The following is a 17,250-nucleotide window of genomic DNA, read 5'->3' on the forward strand; positions in this document are numbered from 1 at the left end:
GACGCGCATGATCGAGTTCGGCCACCTGAGCCACGTTGGCCTGCGCCGCGAGCTCAACGAGGACACCTATTACGGCGACGCCGAACTGGGCCTGTGGCTGGTCGCCGACGGCATGGGCGGGCACGAGTTCGGCGAGGTCGCCAGCGCCCTGGCGCGCGACGCCGTGGTGCGCGAGGTGCGCGCCGGGCGTTCGCTGGTGGACGCCATCCGCCGCGCCGACGAGGAAATCATCCGCCACAGCAAGCTGCGCTCGGAAAGCCTGCCGATGGGCACCACGATGGTTGCCCTGCGGGTGGCCGACAGCCGCTTCGAGCTGGCCTGGGTCGGCGACAGCCGCGCCTACTTGTGGAACGGCCAGCTGCGCCAGCTGTCGGCCGACCACAGCTACGTCCAGGAACTGATCGACCAGGGCGCGATCACCGCCGAACAGGCGCGCGTGCACCCGCACCGCAACGTGGTCACCCAGGCCTTGGGCGTGACCGACCCGCAGAGCCTGAAAGTCGAAACCCTGTCCGGCGAACTGCGCCCCGGCCAGCAGCTGCTGCTGTGCAGCGACGGCCTGACCGAGGAAGTCGACGACGCCAGCATCGGCTCGCTGCTGGCGCGCACCGAACTTTCCGCCCAGGAATGCGTGGACCACCTGGTGTCAGCGGCGCTCGACGGCGGCGGATCGGACAACGTCACCGTCATCCTGCTGCGTCGCCGCTAGAAACCCTCGCCGGCCGGGTCAGCCGGCGGGCGGTGCGGGCAGCGTCGGGTTGCCGCCATTCTTGCCCGTGACCGCGACGTCCTGCAGCTGCTGCAGGTAGGGGTCGGCCGGATCCACCGCCTGCCCCTTCATCACCAGTACCTGGCACTGGACCCAGCGGCCCAGCCTGCAGGCTTCGTAGGCGTTGCTTCGATAGAAGGCCACCACGTTCGCAACGCCGGCGCGGGCGCGGGGGTTTTCGGGGTCGATGGCCAGGGCCTGGCGGTAATAGCCCAGCGCACTGTCGTCGGCCGGGTAATCGAGCTTGCGGCCGATGTCCGGACCCGGCCTGGTCGCGTTCTCGTACAGCGCATCACCGGCGTTGAGCAGGCTTTCCAGCCGGTCGTCGGCCGGGGCGTCCACCGGCGCCGGCAGGCTGAAACCTTCCGGCAGCGGGCCCTCGATTGCCGTCGCGGCCGTCGTGGCCGTCGTGGCCGTCGTGGCCGTCGTGGCCGTCGTCGGCCCCTTCACCTCTGCCGGCGGACCGGCGACGTCCGGCGCCGGAGGCGTCATCAGCCACCAGGCCAGCACCGCGACGACGAACACACCCAGCAAACCGGCAACCGGCAGCAGCCAGGCCGGCCGTGCGGCCTTTTCCCCAGCGCGGATGCGGGTGCGCTGCTGGGTGGCGCCGGCGACGCGGTCGCCGCCCGGACGCCGGGCCCGCGTTCCCATTCCGACCGCGCCAGCCGGGGCGCCGGCCACGCACTTGTGCATGGCTTCGACGAAGGCCGCGCCGGTGTTGAAGCGCTGCGCCGGCTCCTTCGCCATCAGGCCCTCGACCAGCGGCTGCAGCCAGGCATGCTCTTCGGGCAGCGCCGGCACCGGATGGGTCACGTGCATCAGCGCCACGGTGAAGGCGTCGCTGGCCTGGTAGGGCGGCACGCCGGCGAGCATTTCGAACAGCACGGCGCCGAGGCTGTAGAGGTCCGAGCGGCCGTCCACCGCTTCGCCGCGCGCCTGCTCCGGACTCATGTAGTCGGGCGTGCCGATCGAGGTACCGGCGACGGTCGAACTGTTGCTGCCGTCCATCGCCTTGGCGATGCCGAAGTCGGCGAGCACCACGCGGCCGTCGCTGTGGAAGAGCACGTTGCCCGGCTTGACGTCGCGGTGAACGAAACCCTTCTGGTGGGCGAAATCCAGGCCGTGGGCGATGTCGGCGGTGATGTCCAGGATCTGGCCGACGCTGAGCCCGCCTTCCTCGATGCGGTCCTTGAGGGTGCCGCCGGGGATGTACTCGGCGGCCAGGTAATAGACGTTGCCGTGGTTGCCGATGTCGTGGACCGTCACCAGGTTCGGGTGCTGCAGCCTGGCGGTGATCCTGCCTTCGGTCAGGAAGCGGTGCGCGAATTCGGCATTGGCGGCCAGCGCCGGCGCCATCACCTTCAGCGCCACCTCGCGGTCCAGCGACTCCTGCACCGCCAGGAATACCGAGGCCATGCCGCCCTCGCCGATCGGCCGCAGGATGCGGTAGCCGGGGATGTTGATGTCGACCGAGGTAAGCAGGACCGTGGCGTTCAAGGCGACCTCGTGGGAATTGACCCCAGGCTCATGCAACAACGGATTCAGGAACCAGTTCCGGTCCCCGCCCACAGCAGCTTACCGGCCTTGGCCGCGATCTTCCCCAGGCGCTCGGCGTGCGCCGACTCTTCCGCGGCGCTGGCACGCCGCACGATGCGCGCCACGCTCACGCTGGCCAGGCGGGTGGTGGTGGCCGCGGCTGCCGCGGCCTCGGCTTCGCCGCTCGCGGCCAGGCCCAGGTCGCCCTGGCCCGAGGTCATGCCCAGGTAGACCTCGGCCAGCAGTTCGGCGTCGAGCAGCGCGCCGTGCAGCTTGCGGTGGCCGTTGTCCACGCCCAGGCGACGGCACAGGGCGTCGAGCGAATTGCGCTGGCCCGGATAGCGCTCGCGCGCCATCGCCAGCGTGTCGAGCACGCCGGCGTGGTCGGTGATGCGGCCGAAGTGCTTGCCCGCCAGCGACAGTTCGTAGTCGAGGAAACCCACGTCGAAGCTGGCGTTGTGGATGATCAGCTCGGCGCCGCGGATGAAGTCGATGAACTCGTCGACCGCGGTTTCGAAGCGCGGTTTGTCCCGCAGGAACTCCAGGGTAAGCCCGGTCACTTCCTGCGCACCGGCCTCCATCTCGCGGCCGGGATTGAAATAGCGGTGGAAATGCCGGCCGCTGGGCCGGCGTTCGACCAGCTCGATGCAGCCAATCTCGACCACGCGGTTGCCCTTTTCCCAGGACAGGCCGGTGGTTTCGGTATCGAGCACGATCTGGCGCATGCGGGCGTTCAACTCCTGAATTTTTCTGCTTCGGCGCGGGCCAGCTTGTCCACGCGCTCGTTCTCGACGTGGCCGGCATGGCCCTTGACCCATTTCCAGCGCACCGCGTGCGGTTTGGCGGCGGCGTCCAGCCGCATCCACAGGTCCTGGTTCTTGACCGGCTGGCCGGCGGCGGTTTTCCAGCCGCGGCGGATCCAGTTCGGCAGCCATTCACCGATGCCCTTCTGCACATACTGGGAGTCGGTGGACAGCTCGACCTCGCAGGGCGACTTCAGCGCCTCGAGCGCCATGATCGCCGCCATCAGCTCCATGCGGTTATTGGTGGTCTCCGATTCACCGCCGGCCAGTTCGCGCTCGCGGCCGGCATGGCGCAGCAGGGCCGCCCAGCCGCCGGGACCGGGGTTGCCCAGGCAGGCGCCATCGGTGTGGATTTCAACGGACTTCTTGCTCACTTCGGACTCATCCAGCAGAGATTCCCGGCCTCAGGGCCATGGTCGGTGCGCCGGCGCGCAGTGGGGTCATGCCGGGTTCGCGCCGGCGCGCCACCAGCAGGTGCGCCGAACGCAGGCCGGCGAAAAGCCCCTGCCCGCGCGGCTCGCGAAGTTCCAGCCCGGGCGCCGGCGCCCAGACCGGGCCCAGCCAGTGCTGGCGCTCGATCTCCAGCCCGTGGTCGACGACCTGCTGGCCAAGGCGGACCGGATCGATGCCGCGCAGGCCGCGGAACGCCCATCGCAGACGGGCCAGGCCCCAGGGGTTGAGCGTGGCCAGCAGCGCCACGCCGCCGGGCTTGAGCACGCGCGAGATCTCGCCGACCAGCGCGTCGGGGTCCTGCGACGTCTCGAGCACGCACAGGGCATACACCAGCGAGAGGCTGCCACTCGAAAGCGGCAGCGCCGGGTCGCGGCAGGCCAGGGCGCCCGCGAAACGGTCGTCCTGGCGGTACAGGCTGAGCACCTGCGCCAGCATGTTCCCCGACAGTGCCTCCGGCACCGCCCGGCAGGGGCGCAGGTACAGGCCGCTGTGGCCGAACACCCGCGTCAGTTCGGGTATCGCCTCGCGCTGTATCTGGTGCAGGAGGGCCAGGCCGGGATCCCGGCAGAACCAGGAGTCGGTGCTGCCATCGTGTTGACGGGGGGTGGGAGCCGCGGGCATGTTCGCGATTCTGCGTCATTCACGCCGTCGAGGTCACCCCGCTTGCCCCAGGCCCCGCAATCCCCGGACGTCGCCCTGGACGTCATCGCCCTGCCGGCGTTCCAGGACAACTACATCTGGCTGCTGGCCAACGCGCAAGGCGACTGCATCGTGGTCGACCCGGGCGAGGCGCCGCCGGTGCTGGCGGCGGCCAAACGCGGCCTGCGCCCGGTGGCGGTGCTGCTCACCCACCATCACGCCGACCACGTCGGCGGCGTGGACGCGCTGCTGCAGGCCTTCCCGGTGCCCTGCTACGGTCCCGACGACCCGAGGATCCCGGCCGCCGCCACGCGGGTCGCCGACGGCGACCGGGTCGAGGTGCCGGCGCTGGGCGTCCGATTCGAGGTGATGGCCGTACCGGGCCATACACGCAGCCACATCGCCTTCCACGGCGCCGGCCTGCTGTTCTGCGGCGACACCCTGTTCAGCCTGGGCTGCGGCCGCCTGTTCGAAGGCAGCCCGGAACAGATGCTGGCCTCGCTCGACCGCCTGGCCGCCCTGCCCGGCGACACCCGGGTCTGCTGCGCCCACGAGTACACCGAGGCGAACGGCCGCTTCGCCCGGGCGGCCGAACCGGACAATGCCGCCCGGGACCGTCGCCTGGACGAGGTGCGGCGACTGCGCGCCCGCGGTGAACCCAGCCTGCCGGTGTCGCTGGCCAGCGAGCGCGACTGCAATCCTTTCCTCCGGGTGGATGCTCCCGGGGTACGCGGGTCGGTCGGCGAGCGACTGGGCCGTCCACCCCGCGACCGGTTCGAGGCTTTCGCCGAACTGCGCGCCTGGAAGGACGGCTTCGCCGCATGAGGGTCGTCCGCAGGCAATGGCTGCTGCTGCCGGCCCTGCTGCTGGCCGCCTGCCAGGTGCCGGTGAAACCGGTTACCCCGGAGGCGCAGGCGCCCGCCGCGGCGGCGGCGACGCCGGCCGCGCAGGCGGACGCCGCCGAAACCAGGCCCGGCAAGACGCCCCCGGCCACGCCGCCGCCAGCGCCGAAACCCGAAGAACCCGCGACCCCGCCCGACCCCATCGACACCGGTGCCGAACTGTTCGACCACCTTGCCGGCAACTTCCAGTCGCCGGTCTGCATCAAGGGCGACGCGAACCGGGCCTGGCGCAAGCGCTACGCCGGCCACCCGGCGTCCTTCGCCCGGCACCTGGAAGAGATCCTGCCGCTGATGGCCTATGTCGCCGCCGAAGTCGACCGGCGCGGCCTGCCGGCGGAATTCGTGCTCATCCCGATCGTGGAGAGCTGGTACCGGCCGGCCGTGATCGGACCCGGCGGGCCGGCGGGCATGTGGCAGATGATCGCCAGCACCGCACGCAACCACGGTATCCGCATCCACGCCGGCTACGATGGCCGCCTGTCGCCGGTCGCATCGACGGATGCGGCGCTGGACTACCTGGCGGCGCTGTCCGGGCGTTTCGACGGCGACTGGCGCGCCACCGCCATGGCCTACAACGCCGGCGAATACCGCATCCTTCGCGCCTTCCGGTCGAACGGCCACCGCGATGCCTCGGCCGAGCGCAAGCTGCCACAGGGCCTTTCGCGGATCACCTACGACTACGTCGCCAAGATCCGCGCGCTGGCCTGCCTGATCGCCGAACCCGGCCGGCAGGGGCTGGAACTGCCCCGCGACGCCCGCTTCGTGCCGCTGGCGCGTTTGCCGCTGCCGCCCGGCGCCACCAGCCTGGACCAGGCGGCGCTGAAGCTGGTCGCCGACGCCCGCGAGCTGCGCCGGCTCAACCCGGCCTATCGCGGCGGACGGGTTCCCGCAGGCGCGCCGCGCGAGGTGCTTGTGCCCGCTGTCCCCGCCACGCTGCTCGCCGCGCAGTCGCTGCCACCGGCTCCCCCGCCGGGCGACGTGCCCGCGCGCAGCCATCGCGTGCGCAGCGGCGACACGCTGTCGGGCATCGCGCGCAAGTACGGCGTCGGCCTGCGCCAGCTCTACCGGCTCAACGACCTGGACGGCCGCTCGGTGCTGCAGGTCGGCCAGCAGCTGCAGGTCGACCCCTGAAGAGGTTCCATGCTTGGCGGTATGGCCCGCGCCGGGCGAAACTAGGCCGTTCGCACCGCCGACACGGCGGCACCAGGAGGAGAACATGGGATTTCTGACGGGCAAACGTGCCCTGATCGTGGGTATCGCCAGCCAGCGCTCGATCGCCACCGGCATCGCCGAGGCGATGCGCCGCGAAGGCGCCGAGCTTGCATTCACCTACCAGAACGACAAGCTCAAGTCGCGCGTCGAGGACGCCGCGCGCGAGAACGGCTCGGACATCGTGCTGCCGCTGGACGTGGCCGACGACGCGCAGATCGACAACGTGTTCGCTGAGCTGGGCAAGCGCTGGGACGGCCTGGACATCCTGGTGCACTCGGTCGGCTTCGCGCCGCGCGAGGCCATCGAAGGTGAATACCTGCAGGGACTGAGCCGCGAGAACTTCCGCATCGCCCACGACATCTCCAGCTACAGCCTGGCAGCGCTGGCCAAGGCCGCGCGACCGATGATGAAGGGCCGCGGCGGCAGCATCCTGACGCTGAGCTACCTGGGCGCCCAGCGCGCGCTGGTGAACTACAACGTCATGGGCGTGGCCAAGGCCAGCCTGGAAGCGAACATGCGCTACCTGGCCCTGAACCTGGGTCCGGAAGGCACGCGCGTGAACGCTATCTCCGCCGGGCCGATCAAGACCCTGGCGGCGGCGGGCATCGCCAACTTCCGCAAGATGCTGGGCCACGTCGAGGAATACGCGCCGCTGCGCCGCAGCGTCACGATCGAGGACGTCGGCAACGTCGCCGCCTTCCTGTGCTCGGACCTGGCGTCGGGCGTCACCGGCGAGGTCACGTACGTCGACGCGGGTTACAACATCCTTGGCATGACCGGCATCGAAGGGGTCTGAGCCCCGCCCGGTCCGCGCAAGCGACAAAAAAAGGCCCGGGATTCCCGGGCCTTTTTTCTTGCCTCGTGTCCGGCGATCAGAGCCGGTCTTCGGCGACCGTGATCGTGTACTGGCGACGCAGGGCCTGCACGTAGGCCTCGGCCTCGACCACGGCGCGTGCCTGCGCGAGCTGCTGGCGCAGCGCGTCGCGGGTGGCGTCGTCGAGCTCGCCCAGCTCGCCCTCGCGAACCGCGGTGACCCGCAGCAGCGCGTGGCGGTCCGCACCCAGGCGGACCATGCCGACGCTGGCCTGCGCGTCCTCCGGCGCCGACAGGCGGAATGCTTCCTCGATCAGCGCGGGCGGCAGCTGCGCCTGCCGGGTGATGCCCGGCAGTTCGGCGACGGTGCGGCCCACTTCGGCGGCCAGGTCGGCGAAGCTCTCGCCTGCGCGGGCGCGCTCGAGCAGGGCCTTGGCCTGGGCCTCGGAGGCCTTGGACAGGCTGTCGGCGACCAGGTCGGCGCGAACGCGCTCACGGACCTCCTCGAAGGGGATCAGGGCAGCCGGTTCGACCTCGACCACGTGCAGCACGACCAGGTGGTTCGGGCCGATCTCGACCGCGTCGCTGACCTGGCGATCAACGCGCTGGGCGTCGGCAAACGCGGCCGCACGGACCTCTTCCAGCGCCGCGATGCCTTCACCGGCGTCGCGGGTGAACAGGGCGCTGCGCCTGACCTCGAGCCCCACTTCCTCGGCCGCCGGGGCCAGGGCGGTCGGATCGCGGTAGATGCGCTCGACCAGGCGGTTGCCAAGGTCGCTGTAGACGCGGTCGCGTTCGGTGGACAGGTATTCGGCCTCAATCTCGGCGCGCACTTCGTCGAACGTGCGTTCGCTGCCGGCGCTGAGGTCCGCGAGCTGGATGACGTGCCAGCCCTCGGGCGTGCGCACCGGGTCTGTGACCTGGCCCACTTCCGTGAGCGCGAACAGCGCGTCCTGGAAGGGACCTTCAAGCACGCCGGCCTCGATCGGACCGAGCATGCCGCCGGACGCGCTGGAGCCGATGTCGTCGGAGTTCTCGCGGGCAAGCGCCGCGAAGTCCGCACCCTCCTCGCGGGCCTGGGCGGCCAGGGCTTCGGCGCGCTCGCGGGCGGCCTCGACCTCGGCGTCATCGGCGTCCGCCGCCACCTTCACCAGGATGTGCGCGGCGCTGCGCACCGGCTCGGTGACATAGCGGCTGCGCTGCTCGTCGTAACGCTGGCGCAGGGTCTGCTCGTCCACGACGGTGGGCACGTCGAGCGTGGCGCCATCGACCTCGACGTATTCGATGGCGACCTGTTCCGGGCGGGTATAGCGGTCGCCGTGGCTGTCGTACCAGGCCTTGAGCTCCTCGTCGGTCGGCGCCTCGGGCGCGGCCGGGGTGGGCAGGTCGATCAGCTCGAGGTCGCGCTGCTGGCGCGCAAGCGTCAGGTAGGCCTCCATCTCGGACTCGGTGGCCAGGCCAGTGCCGGCGATTTCGCCGGAAACGGTGCGGCGCGCCATGTCGGCGGCCACCGTGGCAATGAACTGGCCGTGGGTCATGCCGCGGGCAGCGAGGCCCAGCCGGTACTGGTCGGGGCTGTACTGGCCATTGACCTGGAATTCCGGCATCTGCTTGAGCTCGGCGGCGATCTCCGCCTCGCCGAAAGTGATGCCGTCGCGCTCGGCGGCCATGGCCATCACTTCTTCATCGATCATCCGGTCCAGCACTTCGCGCTTGCTGTCGATCGACTCGAACCGGGCGGAATCGAACTGTTCGCCCTGGCGCTCGCGCTCAGCCTGGCGGGCCTGTTCGAACCGGCGCTGGAACTGGTCCTGCGGAATTTCGCGGACCTGCTTGCCCCAGATCCAGAACTTCGCCGGCCCCTCGATCTTGGCCGAGTAGGTCTCGATTTTCGGGGAAAAATAGGATTCGACGCCGAAGAAGGCCATCGTGATGATGACCAGGCCGAGGATGGTGAACGCCATCCAGCCTGAAGACTTGTCTCGGATTCTCTGGAGCATGTGTGCGATGCCGTCCGGTGATGCCCCGGGCCTACCGGGGCCTGAAAAAACGAGGGCGCCCTTTTGGGGCGCCCTCGGGGATATGGCGGAGTGGACGGGACTCGAACCCGCGACCTCCGGCGTGACAGGCCAGCATTCTAACCAACTGAACTACCACTCCGCGTATCACTTACCTGGTGGGTGCTGAGGGTTTCGAACCCCCGACCCTCGCCTTGTAAGGGCGACGCTCTACCGCTGAGCTAAGCACCCTTCCCAAGGAAGACGCTCAGTTTACAGCATCCTTCAGGGCTTTGCCAGCCTTGAACGCAGGATTTTTCGAAGCCTTGATCTTGATGGTCTCGCCGGTCTGCGGATTGCGGCCCTGGCGGGCGGCGCGCTTGCGGACCGAGAAGGTGCCGAAACCCACCAGCGTAACGGTGTCGCCCTTCTTCAGGGCCTTGGTGATGGTCTCGATCATCGCGTCGACGGCGCGCGCGGCGTCGGCCTTGGACATCTCGGCGGCGTCGGCGACGGCACCCGTGAATTCGGCTTTGTTCATTATTGACTCCCTGAGCGAGTAGAACCCGCGTGTTTGAAAACCGGGGGCGCCCGGCTTGGCCTGGGCTCGCCCCGATCCACCTGTACCGCCACTGCCCGGAACCTGGTCCGTGCGACGGTTGAACGATTTATACCAGCGGCATTTTGCATGCGCAACAAGCGAAAGCCTTTTATTTCGCGGCTTCCAGCCATTGTTTCGTGCAAATACTCAATGCCTGATCGATGCGCCTCCGCCGTCCTTCTGGTCCTGCCCCTCGGCCGCATCGGGCGTGGGTTCGGGCGTCGATTCGGGGGCCAGGGCGCTCACCAGGGCGATGTCCAGCACCTCGTCGATCCACTTGACCGGGATGATCTCCAGGCCCTGTGTGACGTTCTTCGGAATGTCCGCCAGGTCCTTGCGGTTCTCCTCGGGGATGATCACGGTGCGGATTCCGCCACGCAGCGCGGCGAGCAGTTTTTCCTTGAGCCCGCCGATCGGCAGCACCCGGCCACGCAGGGTGATTTCGCCGGTCATCGCCACGTCGGCACGCACCGGCACGCCCGACAGCACCGACACCAGCGCGGTGACCATCGCGATGCCGGCACTCGGTCCGTCCTTCGGCGTCGCCCCTTCGGGCACGTGCACGTGGGTGTCGAACTTCTGGTGGAACTCGGTGTCCAGGCCCAGGCGTTCGCTGCGCGACCGTACGACGCTGTAGGCGGCCTTCACCGACTCCTGCATCACGTCGCCCAGCTTGCCGGTGAGGATCAGCTGGCCCTTGCCCGGCAGCAGCGTGGCTTCGATCTGCAGCAGTTCGCCGCCGACCTCGGTCCAGGCCAGTCCGGTGACCAGGCCGATCTCGTTTTCCTGTTCGGCGCGACCGAAATCGAAGCGGCGCACGCCGAGGTATTTGTCGAGGTTCTTGGACGTGACGTTGATCGCGGCCTTGCCCGATTTGCGCGGGCCGGCGAGCGCGATTTCCTTGACGACCTTTCGGCAGATCTTGGACACCTCGCGCTCGAGGTTGCGCACGCCGGACTCGCGCGTGTAGTAGCGCACGATGTCACGCACCGCGCCCTCGCCGATCTTCAGCTCCGCCGGATCCAGGCCGTTGGCCTTGAGCTGCTTGGGAATCAGGTACCTCTGCGCGATGTGCAGCTTCTCGTCCTCGGTGTAACCCGGGATGCGGATCACTTCCATGCGGTCGAGCAACGGACCCGGGATGTTGAGCGAATTGGCGGTGGCGATGAACATCACCTCGCTCAGGTCCAGGTCCACTTCCAGGTAGTGGTCGTTGAAGGCGCTGTTCTGTTCCGGGTCCAGCACCTCGAGCAGGGCCGACGACGGGTCGCCGCGGAAATCCATGCTCATCTTGTCGAGCTCGTCGAGCATGAACAGCGGGTTCTTGCTGCCGACCTTGCTCAGGTTCTGCACGATCCGGCCCGGCATCGAGCCGATGTACGTGCGGCGATGGCCGCGGATTTCCGCCTCGTCGCGCACGCCGCCGAGCGACATGCGCACGAACTTGCGGTTGGTGGCCTTGGCGATCGACTGGCCGAGCGAGGTCTTGCCCACGCCGGGCGGGCCGACCAGGCACAGGATCGGGCCGCGCATCTGCTTCACGCGCGACTGCACGGCGAGGTATTCGAGGATGCGTTCCTTGACCTTCTCCAGGCCGTAGTGGTCGGCGTCGAGCACGTCCTGCGCGGCCTTGAGGTCCTTGCGCACCTTGCTGCGCTTTTTCCACGGCACGCCGACCAGCCAGTCGATGTAGTTGCGCACGACGGTGGCTTCGGCCGACATCGGCGACATCTGCTTGAGCTTGTTGAGCTCGGCCTTGGCCTTGGTTTCCACGGCCTTGGGCATGCCCGCCTTGGCGACCTTCTTGGCCAGCTCCTCGAGTTCGTTGGGCGCCTCGTCGAGTTCGCCCAGCTCCTTCTGGATGGCCTTCATCTGCTCGTTGAGGTAGTACTCGCGCTGGCTCTTCTCCATCTGCGACTTCACGCGGCCACGGATGCGCTTCTCGATCTGCTGGACGTCGATCTCGCCGTCGACCAGGCCGATCAGCATTTCCAGGCGCTGGCCGACCTCGAGGGTCTCGAGCAGCTGCTGCTTGTCGGCCAGGCGCGCGCCGAGGTGGGCCGAGATGGTGTCGGCCAGGCGGCTGGGGTCCTCGATGCCAGACAGCGTCGTGAGCAGCTCGGGCGGCAGCTTGCGGTTGGTCTTGACGTACTGCTCGAACAGGCTCATCAGCGAACGCAGCGTGACCTCGAGCTCGCGCTCGTCGCGTTCGTGCACCGAGTCCACTTCCTCGCCGGTGGCGGTCAGCGCGCCCTCGCGCTCGCCGTAGCCGTCGATGGCCACGCGCGCGGAACCCTCCACCAGCACCTTGATCGTGCCGTCAGGCAGCTTGAGCAGCTGCAGGACCTGCGCCAGGGTGCCGACCGAATAGAGGTCCGCGGCGGCCGGGTCGTCGGTGTCCGGGCTCTTCTGGGCGACCAGCAGGATCTGCTTGTCCCCGGCCATGGCCAGGTCCAGCGCCTTGATCGAACGGTCGCGGCCCACGAACAGCGGAATCACCATGTGCGGGTACACGACGACGTCGCGCAGCGGCAGCACGGGCAGGTCGATCCGGTGGGCGATCTTTGGATTGTCTTGCATGTGAAGGCTCCTCGGGGGCGAGGCCCCGGCATGGCTCAGGTTATGGGGTCCCGGGGGGCTGCTTGCAAGCGCTGCCGCCAAAACGGACACGGGCCGGAAAAACCGGCCCGTGTTTCAAGGACTTGCGTGCCGCGGTTCAGTCCGCGGAAGCGGCCTTCGGACTGGCCTGGGCACCCGAGCTGTAGATCAGGTAGGGCTCGGTCTGGTGGTTGATCACCGACTCGTCCACGACGACCTTGCTGACGTTTTCCAGGGACGGCAGCTCATACATGGTGTCGAGCAGCACCGACTCCATGATGGTGCGAAGGCCACGGGCACCGGTCTTGCGCTTGAGCGCCCGGCGCGCGATCGCCAGCAGGGCGTCCGGGCGTACCTCGAGCTCGACGCCTTCCATCTCGAAGAGCTTGCGGAACTGCTTGGTGATCGCGTTCTTGGGCTCGGTCAGGATCTTCACCAGCGCGGCCTCGTCGAGCTCCTCGAGCGTGGCGACCACCGGCAGGCGACCGACGAACTCGGGGATCAGGCCGAACTTGACCAGGTCCTCGGGCTCGACCTCGGCCAGCAGCTTGCCGACCTCGACCTTGCGCTCGCTGGACTTGACCTTGGCGCCGAAGCCGATGCCGCCGGCTTCCGTGCTGCGCGCCTGGATGATCTTGTCCAGGCCGGCGAAGGCACCGCCGACGATGAACAGGATGTTCTTGGTGTCGACCTGCAGGAATTCCTGCTGCGGGTGCTTGCGGCCGCCCTGCGGCGGCACCGAGGCGACCGTGCCTTCGATGAGCTTGAGCAGGGCCTGCTGCACGCCCTCGCCCGAGACGTCGCGGGTGATGGACGGGTTCTCGGACTTGCGCGAGATCTTGTCGATCTCGTCGATGTAGACGATGCCCTGCTGCGCCTTGTCGACGTCGTAGTCGCACTTCTGCAGCAGCTTCTGGATGATGTTCTCGACGTCCTCGCCGACGTAGCCCGCCTCGGTGAGCGTGGTGGCGTCGGCGATCGTGAAGGGCACGTTGAGCAGGCGGGCCAGCGTCTCGGCCAGCAGGGTCTTGCCCGAGCCGGTGGGGCCGACCAGCAGGATGTTGGACTTCGACAGTTCGATGTCGTCGTTCTTGATCCGGCTTTCGATGCGCTTGTAGTGGTTGTACACGGCCACCGACAGCGTCTTCTTCGCGCGGTGCTGGCCGATCACGTACTGGTCGAGGACCTCGAGGATTTCCTTCGGCTTGGGCAGGTGGCTGCGCGCAGCGTGGGCCTTTTCCTCGAGCTCTTCGCGGATGATGTCGTTGCACAGCTCGACGCATTCATCGCAGATGAACACGCTGGGGCCCGCGATCAGCTTGCGCACCTCGTGCTGGCTCTTGCCGCAGAAGGAGCAGTAGAGGATCTTGCTGCTGTCGCCGGAGCGGCCCTGGCGGTCTTCGGTCATGCTTTCTGGGCCCTGGTGAAGTGGGTCGGGAGCGAGAATATCACAGGCCGGCACGGGTCAAGGCCCGGCCCCCGCATGGGGCCCGGGCGGGCGTGAAGGCCACGTGGAAGGCGGGGTTCAGCCGGCCTGGATGGTGTCTTCGGGACGGCGGCTGAGCACTTCATCGACCATGCCGTAGGCCTTGGCGGTCTCGGCGTCCATGAAGTTGTCGCGGTCGGTGTCCTTGGCGATGCGCTCGACCGGCTGCCCGGTGTGCGTCGACAGGATCTGGTTGAGCCGGTCGCGCATCGTCAGGATCTCGCGCGTGTGGATCTCGATGTCGCTGGCCTGGCCCTGGAAGCCGCCCAGCGGCTGGTGGATCATCACCCGCGAGCTGGGCAGGCAGTAGCGCTTGCCGGCCGCACCGGCGGCCAGCAGCAGCGAGCCCATCGACGCCGCCTGGCCGACGCAGATGGTGCTCACGTCGGGCCGGATGAACTGCATGGTGTCGTAGATCGCCATGCCCGAGGTGACCACGCCGCCCGGCGAATTGATGTACAGGCTGATGTCCTTCTCGGGGTTTTCCGCCTCGAGGAACAGCAGCTGGGCGACGATGACGTTGGCCATGTAGTCGTCGATGGGACCGACCAGGAAGATGACGCGTTCCTTGAGCAGCCGCGAATAGATATCGTAAGCGCGTTCACCGCGGCTGGTCTGTTCGACCACCATCGGCACCAGGTTCAAGCCCTTGATCGGATCCATTCGCGATTCCTCCTTGGTGGCCGCCTCAGGCGACCGGACGCATCAGTTCGGTGAAGCTCACGCTCGTTTCGGTGGCCTTGGCGCGCTCGGCGATCCAGTCGATCACCTGCTCTTCCATCACGCGGTTGCGCAGCCCGGACATCAGGTTGGCGTCGTTGCGGTAGAGCTCGATGACCTGCGCCGGGTCCTCGTAGGTCGAGGCGATCAGCTGCATCGTCTCGGTGAGGCGCTTGTTGTCGAGCTGCAGCTTGTTCTGGCGGGCGACTTCGCCGACCAGCAGGGCCGCGGCGACGCGCTTGTGGGCGACGTCCTTGAACTGGCCGGCTTCGAAGGTGGCGTTGGCGTGGCCCTTCTGGCGCGCGTCCTGCTGCGCGGCGGCGGCCATCTTGCGGGCCTCGGCCTCGACCAGGCGCGGCGGCAGTTCGACATCGGCGTAGGCGGCGACCAGCTTGCTGGCCACTTCCGCGCGCAGGCGCTGCATCAGGTTGCCCTTGAGCTCGCGCTCGAGGTTGGCGCGCACTTCCTTGCGGAAGACTTCCAGCTTGCCGCCCTTGATGCCGAAGCTCTTGATGAAGGCCTCGTCGACTTCGGGCAGCTTCGGCGCCGAAACCTTCACGGCCTTGAGCGCGACCTTGGCGGCCTTGCCGGCCAGGTCGGGGTTGCGCCAGTTTTCCGGGAAGGTGACGTCGACTTCGACTTCGTCGCCGGGCTTCATGCCGACCAGGCGCTGCTCGATTTCCGGGTAAAGCACGTTCGAACCGACGACGGTGGCGCCACGCTCGGCGCCTTCGGCCGGCACGCGGCCATCGGCGGTGGTCGCCGAGGTCTCGACCTGGACCAGGTCGCCGGCGGCGGCGGCACGCTCGACCGGCTCCCAGGTACGACGCTGCTGGCGCAGGGTCTCGATCATGTTGTCGATGTCCGACTCTTCGATCGCCGCGGTGGTGCGAACGATCTCGAGCTTGGAAGCGTCGATGTCGCCGAAGTCGGGCACGACTTCGAAGGTCGCGGTGTAGCGGATCTCGCCGCCCTCGCCTTCCTGCTCCGGCTTCACTTCCGGGGTGCCGGCGACCTGCAGGTTCTGCTGGCGAAGCGCTTCGCCCAGGCTTTCGCGGACCAGGTCGCCCCAGGCCTCCGAACGCACCTGCTGGCCGAAGCGCTGCTCGATCACCTTGGTCGGGACCTTGCCCTTGCGGAAGCCCTTGATGTTGGCCGTGCGCGCGATCTCGCGCAGGCGGTTGCCGACGGCGCCCTCGAGACGGTCGGCCGGCAGGCTGACGGTGAGGCGACGTTCCAGGTTGGCGGTATTCTCAAGCGAGACTTGCATGTTCACTCCTGCGACGCGCCTTTGGATTGGGCGCGAAAATGAAAAAACCCGCGGAGCTTCGGTTCGTCCCCGCGCCTCCGTTGCCGGATGGTGCGAAAGGAGAGACTCGAACTCTCACGGGTTGCCCCACTGGAACCTAAATCCAGCGCGTCTACCAGTTTCGCCACTTTCGCAACGCCGCGCGGGATCGATTCTTGGGGAAGATGGTGGGCCGTGTAGGATTCGAACCTACGACCTATTGATTAAGAGTCAACTGCTCTACCAACTGAGCTAACGGCCCGTTATCTTCCCGCCGAAGCGGCTGCGACGCGACATTATGCCGCGCTTGGAACTGGGGTGGAAGACGGGACTCGAACCCGCGACCCTCGGAATCACAATCCGATGCTCTAACCAACTGAGCTACATCCACCAATGTAAAACCACCCTGCCTTCGCCACCCTTCCCACCTGGCGCGCCCGGCAGGACTCGAACCTGCAACCGCCGGCTTAGAAGGCCGGTGCTCTATCCGGTTGAGCTACGGGCGCCTGCCGGGATGATACCGGCCGGTGCTCGCCGCATCCATGCGGGTTGCAGTTCCGGGAAAGAACGGCCTGGTCGGGGCAGAGGGATTCGAACCCACGACATCCAGCTCCCAAAGCTGGCGCTCTACCAGGCTGAGCTATACCCCGGCGGTGAAGCCCGACGCCCGCACCGGCGCGCCTTGAGGAGTCTCACTGTACGGCCGGCGGGGTTTCGGGCGCAATGCGCCGTGGCCCCGTCGTCCGAACAAAAAGGGTGCCGAAGCACCCTGTTTGCATTAGTGGCGCGCCCGGAGAGATTCGAACTCCCGACCACCAAGTTCGTAGCCTGGTGCTCTATCCAGCTGAGCTACGGGCGCGCAGAAGCGAAATTATGGGGCACTTCACCGAAACCGTCAATACTTTCGTAACAACTTTTTCGCTGCGCTGGCGTGCCGCCATCGTTTGCCGGGACGAAAAAATCGCCGCCCTCGGGCGGCGATCCAACGACCTGGCGGAGTGAGAGGGATTCGAACCCTCGATAAGGCTTTTGACCCTATACTCCCTTAGCAGGGGAGCCCCTTCAGCCACTCGGGCATCACTCCGGAAACAGTCCCCGGCATCACCTTTGGGGCGAAACCGGCCGCATAGGATAGCCCTTCAGCCCGGCTTAGGTAAACCCGCATCTGCCTGGTCCGATTCGGACCCCGGCACATCGTCCTTCTGGATGCGCTGGAAGATTTCCTCACGGTGCACGGCCACGTCCTTCGGCGCGGTGATGCCGATGCGAACCTGGTTGCCCTTGACGCCCAGCACCGTGACGGTGACCGAGTCACCGATCATCAGGGTCTCTCCCACCCTTCGCGTCAGAATCAGCATCCCCTTCCCTCCCGATACGTCCCTGCACCGGCCCGCATGGTGCAAAACCCGCGGTTCCCCGGCCGCGCACGA

Annotated in this window: 16 protein-coding genes and 9 tRNA genes; 5 read left to right on the forward strand and 20 right to left on the reverse strand. The window is 67.9% G+C overall.

Annotated features, from left to right (window positions below; all coding sequences use genetic code 11):
- Positions 1 to 7 precede the first annotated feature (7 nt).
- Complete coding sequence (locus ACE3TE_RS01880; protein ID WP_374601672.1) at positions 8 to 709, forward strand: PP2C family serine/threonine-protein phosphatase; 702 nt, start codon at positions 8 to 10, stop codon at positions 707 to 709.
- Positions 710 to 727: 18 nt separating this feature from the next.
- Here the strand turns inward: ACE3TE_RS01880 and ACE3TE_RS01885 are convergent, their stop codons facing one another.
- From ACE3TE_RS01885 to ACE3TE_RS01900, 4 genes are read right to left on the reverse strand one after another with little or no spacing between them, the layout of a single operon-like run.
- Positions 728 to 2,269, reverse strand: coding sequence for a protein kinase (locus tag ACE3TE_RS01885; RefSeq protein WP_374601674.1), 1,542 nt, complete (start codon positions 2,267 to 2,269; stop codon positions 728 to 730).
- Positions 2,270 to 2,313: 44 nt separating this feature from the next.
- Complete coding sequence (dnaQ, locus tag ACE3TE_RS01890; RefSeq protein WP_374601676.1) at positions 2,314 to 3,033, reverse strand: DNA polymerase III subunit epsilon; 720 nt, start codon at positions 3,031 to 3,033, stop codon at positions 2,314 to 2,316.
- Positions 3,034 to 3,041: 8 nt separating this feature from the next.
- A complete protein-coding gene (rnhA, locus tag ACE3TE_RS01895) occupies positions 3,042 to 3,485 on the reverse strand; it encodes a ribonuclease HI (protein WP_374601678.1) in 444 nt (147 codons plus the stop codon).
- A gap of 7 nt (positions 3,486 to 3,492) precedes the next feature.
- Entirely contained in the window at positions 3,493 to 4,185 is a 693-nt protein-coding gene (locus ACE3TE_RS01900; RefSeq protein WP_374601680.1) for a methyltransferase domain-containing protein, read from the reverse strand.
- 75 nt (positions 4,186 to 4,260) lie between these two features.
- On the opposite strand from ACE3TE_RS01900, the gene gloB reads away from it, so the two are divergent.
- The 3 genes from gloB to ACE3TE_RS01915 all read left to right on the forward strand — a co-directional run bounded on the left by gloB (position 4,261) and on the right by ACE3TE_RS01915 (position 7,113).
- Positions 4,261 to 5,028 (forward strand): hydroxyacylglutathione hydrolase, encoded by a 768-nt coding sequence (gene gloB, locus ACE3TE_RS01905; protein ID WP_374601920.1) that lies wholly within the window; start codon positions 4,261 to 4,263, stop codon positions 5,026 to 5,028.
- The gene (locus ACE3TE_RS01910; RefSeq protein WP_374601682.1) at positions 5,025 to 6,236 is read left to right on the forward strand and encodes a transglycosylase SLT domain-containing protein; all 1,212 of its coding nucleotides are present in this window, start codon (positions 5,025 to 5,027) and stop codon (positions 6,234 to 6,236) included. Before gloB ends, ACE3TE_RS01910 begins: the two co-directional genes overlap by 4 nt.
- A gap of 85 nt (positions 6,237 to 6,321) precedes the next feature.
- Entirely contained in the window at positions 6,322 to 7,113 is a 792-nt protein-coding gene (locus ACE3TE_RS01915) for an enoyl-ACP reductase (RefSeq protein WP_374601684.1), read from the forward strand.
- A 76-nt stretch (positions 7,114 to 7,189) separates the two neighbouring features.
- On the opposite strand, the gene ACE3TE_RS01920 is transcribed toward ACE3TE_RS01915, so the two are convergent.
- The 14 genes from ACE3TE_RS01920 to ACE3TE_RS01985 all read right to left on the reverse strand — a co-directional run bounded on the left by ACE3TE_RS01920 (position 7,190) and on the right by ACE3TE_RS01985 (position 16,679).
- Positions 7,190 to 9,130 (reverse strand): SurA N-terminal domain-containing protein, encoded by a 1,941-nt coding sequence (locus ACE3TE_RS01920; protein ID WP_374601686.1) that lies wholly within the window; start codon positions 9,128 to 9,130, stop codon positions 7,190 to 7,192.
- A gap of 83 nt (positions 9,131 to 9,213) precedes the next feature.
- A tRNA-Asp gene (locus ACE3TE_RS01925) sits at positions 9,214 to 9,290 on the reverse strand.
- 14 nt (positions 9,291 to 9,304) lie between these two features.
- A tRNA-Val gene (locus ACE3TE_RS01930) sits at positions 9,305 to 9,379 on the reverse strand.
- Between the two features lie 16 nt (positions 9,380 to 9,395).
- Positions 9,396 to 9,668 carry an HU family DNA-binding protein gene (locus ACE3TE_RS01935; protein WP_374601688.1) on the reverse strand — a complete coding sequence of 91 codons (273 nt, stop codon included), beginning with the start codon at positions 9,666 to 9,668 and terminating at the stop codon, positions 9,396 to 9,398.
- A gap of 207 nt (positions 9,669 to 9,875) precedes the next feature.
- Positions 9,876 to 12,308, reverse strand: a complete 2,433-nt coding sequence (gene lon / locus ACE3TE_RS01940; RefSeq protein ID WP_374601690.1) for an endopeptidase La — start codon at positions 12,306 to 12,308, stop codon at positions 9,876 to 9,878.
- 136 nt (positions 12,309 to 12,444) lie between these two features.
- Complete coding sequence (clpX, locus tag ACE3TE_RS01945; RefSeq protein WP_374601692.1) at positions 12,445 to 13,734, reverse strand: ATP-dependent Clp protease ATP-binding subunit ClpX; 1,290 nt, start codon at positions 13,732 to 13,734, stop codon at positions 12,445 to 12,447.
- Positions 13,735 to 13,851: 117 nt separating this feature from the next.
- Positions 13,852 to 14,475 (reverse strand): ATP-dependent Clp endopeptidase proteolytic subunit ClpP, encoded by a 624-nt coding sequence (gene clpP, locus ACE3TE_RS01950; RefSeq protein WP_374601694.1) that lies wholly within the window; start codon positions 14,473 to 14,475, stop codon positions 13,852 to 13,854.
- 25 nt (positions 14,476 to 14,500) lie between these two features.
- The gene (gene tig / locus ACE3TE_RS01955) at positions 14,501 to 15,802 is read right to left on the reverse strand and encodes a trigger factor (protein ID WP_374601696.1); all 1,302 of its coding nucleotides are present in this window, start codon (positions 15,800 to 15,802) and stop codon (positions 14,501 to 14,503) included.
- A gap of 88 nt (positions 15,803 to 15,890) precedes the next feature.
- Positions 15,891 to 15,975, reverse strand: a tRNA-Leu gene (locus ACE3TE_RS01960).
- Between the two features lie 31 nt (positions 15,976 to 16,006).
- A tRNA-Lys gene (locus tag ACE3TE_RS01965) sits at positions 16,007 to 16,082 on the reverse strand.
- Between the two features lie 52 nt (positions 16,083 to 16,134).
- Positions 16,135 to 16,211, reverse strand: a tRNA-His gene (locus ACE3TE_RS01970).
- 38 nt (positions 16,212 to 16,249) lie between these two features.
- Positions 16,250 to 16,326: transfer RNA gene (locus ACE3TE_RS01975), tRNA-Arg, on the reverse strand.
- A gap of 67 nt (positions 16,327 to 16,393) precedes the next feature.
- Positions 16,394 to 16,470, reverse strand: a tRNA-Pro gene (locus ACE3TE_RS01980).
- A 132-nt stretch (positions 16,471 to 16,602) separates the two neighbouring features.
- A tRNA-Arg gene (locus tag ACE3TE_RS01985) sits at positions 16,603 to 16,679 on the reverse strand.
- Positions 16,680 to 16,693: 14 nt separating this feature from the next.
- Between ACE3TE_RS01985 and ACE3TE_RS01990 the strand changes: the two genes are divergently transcribed.
- The gene (locus ACE3TE_RS01990) at positions 16,694 to 16,822 is read left to right on the forward strand and encodes a hypothetical protein (RefSeq protein WP_374601697.1); all 129 of its coding nucleotides are present in this window, start codon (positions 16,694 to 16,696) and stop codon (positions 16,820 to 16,822) included.
- Here ACE3TE_RS01990 and ACE3TE_RS01995 read toward each other — a convergent pair.
- Together ACE3TE_RS01995 and csrA are read right to left on the reverse strand one after the other, a co-directional pair.
- A tRNA-Ser gene (locus tag ACE3TE_RS01995) sits at positions 16,812 to 16,904 on the reverse strand. The genes ACE3TE_RS01990 and ACE3TE_RS01995 overlap by 11 nt on opposite strands.
- Before the next feature lie 55 nt (positions 16,905 to 16,959).
- Positions 16,960 to 17,178: a carbon storage regulator CsrA gene (gene csrA / locus ACE3TE_RS02000; protein WP_374601699.1), complete on the reverse strand. Its 219-nt coding sequence runs from the start codon at positions 17,176 to 17,178 to the stop codon at positions 16,960 to 16,962.
- Positions 17,179 to 17,250: the final 72 nt, after the last annotated feature.

The organism is Arenimonas sp. (assembly GCF_041919775.1).
In the GTDB taxonomy this organism is placed as follows: Bacteria; Pseudomonadota; Gammaproteobacteria; order Xanthomonadales; family Xanthomonadaceae; genus Arenimonas.

Excerpts from the sequence above, each read along its gene's own strand:
- ACE3TE_RS01915 (WP_374601684.1), top strand. The coding sequence starts at position 6,322 with ATGGGATTTCTGACGGGCAAACGTGCCCTGATCGTGGGTATCGCCAGC.
- ACE3TE_RS01880 (WP_374601672.1), top strand. The coding sequence starts at position 8 with ATGATCGAGTTCGGCCACCTGAGCCACGTTGGCCTGCGCCGCGAGCTC.
- tig (WP_374601696.1), bottom strand. The coding sequence starts at position 15,802 with ATGCAAGTCTCGCTTGAGAATACCGCCAACCTGGAACGTCGCCTCACC.
- clpX (WP_374601692.1), bottom strand. The coding sequence starts at position 13,734 with ATGACCGAAGACCGCCAGGGCCGCTCCGGCGACAGCAGCAAGATCCTC.
- ACE3TE_RS01910 (WP_374601682.1), top strand. The coding sequence starts at position 5,025 with ATGAGGGTCGTCCGCAGGCAATGGCTGCTGCTGCCGGCCCTGCTGCTG.
- ACE3TE_RS01900 (WP_374601680.1), bottom strand. The coding sequence starts at position 4,185 with ATGCCCGCGGCTCCCACCCCCCGTCAACACGATGGCAGCACCGACTCC.
- lon (WP_374601690.1), bottom strand. The coding sequence starts at position 12,308 with ATGCAAGACAATCCAAAGATCGCCCACCGGATCGACCTGCCCGTGCTG.
- ACE3TE_RS01920 (WP_374601686.1), bottom strand. The coding sequence starts at position 9,130 with ATGCTCCAGAGAATCCGAGACAAGTCTTCAGGCTGGATGGCGTTCACC.
- csrA (WP_374601699.1), bottom strand. The coding sequence starts at position 17,178 with ATGCTGATTCTGACGCGAAGGGTGGGAGAGACCCTGATGATCGGTGAC.
- dnaQ (WP_374601676.1), bottom strand. The coding sequence starts at position 3,033 with ATGCGCCAGATCGTGCTCGATACCGAAACCACCGGCCTGTCCTGGGAA.
- ACE3TE_RS01935 (WP_374601688.1), bottom strand. The coding sequence starts at position 9,668 with ATGAACAAAGCCGAATTCACGGGTGCCGTCGCCGACGCCGCCGAGATG.
- clpP (WP_374601694.1), bottom strand. The coding sequence starts at position 14,475 with ATGGATCCGATCAAGGGCTTGAACCTGGTGCCGATGGTGGTCGAACAG.
- ACE3TE_RS01990 (WP_374601697.1), top strand. The coding sequence starts at position 16,694 with ATGGGGCACTTCACCGAAACCGTCAATACTTTCGTAACAACTTTTTCG.